Source organism: Mesorhizobium sp. M8A.F.Ca.ET.021.01.1.1 (assembly GCF_003998025.1).
GTDB lineage: Bacteria > Pseudomonadota > Alphaproteobacteria > Rhizobiales > Rhizobiaceae > Mesorhizobium.
The window spans coordinates 1-2,155 of sequence record NZ_RZSJ01000799.1 but is presented as its reverse complement, the minus strand read 5'-3'; the positions used below and the strand labels follow the sequence as shown (position 1 = coordinate 2,155).

3 protein-coding genes are annotated in these 2,155 nt (G+C 65.2%); all 3 read left to right on the top strand.

The window, feature by feature from the left end; genetic code table 11:
- A partial coding sequence (locus tag EOA36_RS34055) for a fructose-bisphosphatase class II (RefSeq protein WP_127281085.1) occupies nt 1-373 on the top strand: 373 nt, incomplete at its 5' end.
- A gap of 72 nt (nt 374-445) precedes the next feature.
- Entirely contained in the window at nt 446-667 is a 222-nt protein-coding gene (locus EOA36_RS34050) for a DUF6434 domain-containing protein (protein WP_127281084.1), read from the top strand.
- Nucleotides 668-847: 180 nt separating this feature from the next.
- The coding region (locus tag EOA36_RS34045; protein WP_127281083.1) for a DHHA1 domain-containing protein at nt 848-2,155 on the top strand (1,308 nt) is incomplete at its 3' end.

The window sequence follows — 2,155 nt, the reverse complement described above, 5'->3', positions numbered from 1 at the left end:
TCACACCACCGACCCGGAAGAAACCGGCATCGACATCTATCTCGGTACCGGAGGCGCGCCGGAAGGCGTTCTGGCCGCGGCCGCGCTGCGCTGCACCGGCGGCCAGATGCAAGGCAGGCTGATCCTCGATACGCCGGAGAAGATCGCCCGTGCGGCAAAGATGGGCATTGCCGATCCGAAGCGGGTTTATCGGGCCGAGGACATGGCGCGCGGCGACGTGCTGTTCGCGGCCACCGGCGTCACCGACGGCAACATGCTGGCCGGCGTCAGGTTCGGCCGCACCTACATCACCACGCATACGATCGTGCTGCGCTCCTCGTCGCGCACCGTGCGGGAGATCAAGGCCCGGCACCAGGATCTGGATAAGTTCTAGACCTGCTTGCGGAGCCGGGTCGCAGTTGTTAGCCATTGGCGGCATCTGAACCTGGCCGCGCAAGGATTGACGATGAAGGCGTTTGACTGGCACGCGGATCCGATCCTGCGTGCCACTCCCATCACAAAATCCTATCGCAACACCCAGAACGCGCGCCGCTTTCTCACCCGTGAATGCGGCGTCACGTTCAGGTTCGATCGACCCTTCATGGCCTGGCTCAAGGACGGTCGGGAAAAGACGAGGGGAGATGCAGCCGACGACAGGCTGAAAAGCGGAAAGCGTAGTTGTTCTTGAATTCTTCTGCGACGCCTACTGCCGCGAACCGCTTGGCCTTGCCGGCCTTTGGCCCTAAAGCGCGTCGCGTTAACGCGACGCGCTTTCGGGTGTTGTTTGTGCATGTGGTTATCCCAAAACCGCTGCACACTTTTTGGCGACATGCATTATTCTGCGGCCAACCATGAGTTGGCAAAGCGCATGACAGGCGAAAGGCGCCTCTTCCTCGATGTCAGGCAGTCGGCTACCGGTCTCTCCTGGGAGCACCGGCTGACCGAACGGCAGGACATGATCGCGCTCGCCATCGCGCAAGGCCATGGCGTGCCGGACATCGTCGCGCGCGTTCTTGCCGGACGCGGCGTGACCGCTGATGAGACCGAGCGGTTTCTCGACCCGACGATCCGCGACCTGTTGCCGAACCCGGCCTCATTGACCGACATGGACAAGGCCGCCATCCGCATCGCCGCCGCCGTCGTGGCCCGGGAAAAAATAGCGATCTTCGGTGACTACGACGTCGATGGCGCGGCCTCGTCGGCCTTGCTGAAGCGGTTTCTCGCGCATTTCTCGGTGCCGTCGGAAATCTATATCCCGGATCGTATTTTCGAAGGCTACGGTCCCAATCCCGATGCCATGCGCGAACTGGTCTCGCGCGGCGCGACGCTGATCGTCACCGTCGATTGCGGCACCAACAGCGCCGCTTCCGTCGAGGCAGCCAAGGAGGCGGGCGCCGATGTCGTGGTGCTGGACCACCACCAGGTTGGCGGCGCGCTACCGGCGGCGCATGCCGTCGTCAATCCCAATCGCGACGACGACCTTTCCGGGCAGGGCCATCTCTGTGCCGCCGGCGTGGTCTTTCTCGCTCTGGTGCAGACTGCGAAGGTGCTGCGCGCGATGACCGACGCCGCGCCGCCGGACCTGCTTTCCCTGCTCGATCTCGTGGCGCTTGCGACCGTCTGCGACGTGGTGCCGCTCACCGGCGTCAATCGCGCCTTCGTCGTCAAGGGCCTGCAAATGGCGCGGCAGCAGAAGAATGAAGGGATGGCTGCCCTTGCGCGGGTGTCGCGCATCGCCGATGCGTCGCTCGGCAGCCGGCTGCTTGCAACGGACGATCCGGTCGAGGCGCAGACCATCGCCGAGACGCTCGACCGGCTGAACCAGGAGCGGCAGCTGATGGAGCAGGAGATGCTTGCCGCCGCGCGCGCCGAGGCCGATGCCGAGCTGGCGGGCGGCAGCGGCCCGGCGATCGTCGTCACCGCCAGCAACAACTGGCATCCCGGCATTGTCGGCCTGCTGGCCTCGCGATTGAAGGATCATGCGCGGCGGCCGGCTTTCGCCATCGCCTTCAACGCTGTGGGCATCGGTACCGGTTCGGGCCGTTCGGTGTCGGGTTTCGATCTTGGCCGGCTGGTACGCGAGGCGGCCATTGCCGGGCTCATCGTCAAGGGCGGCGGCCATGGCATGGCCGCCGGCATCACCGTCGAGCGCGCAAGGCTGGGCGAACTCAGGGCC

Bases quoted from the DNA above. Each gene is read 5' to 3' on its own strand.
- EOA36_RS34050 (WP_127281084.1), top strand. From the start codon at position 446: ATGAAGGCGTTTGACTGGCACGCGGATCCGATCCTGCGTGCCACTCCC.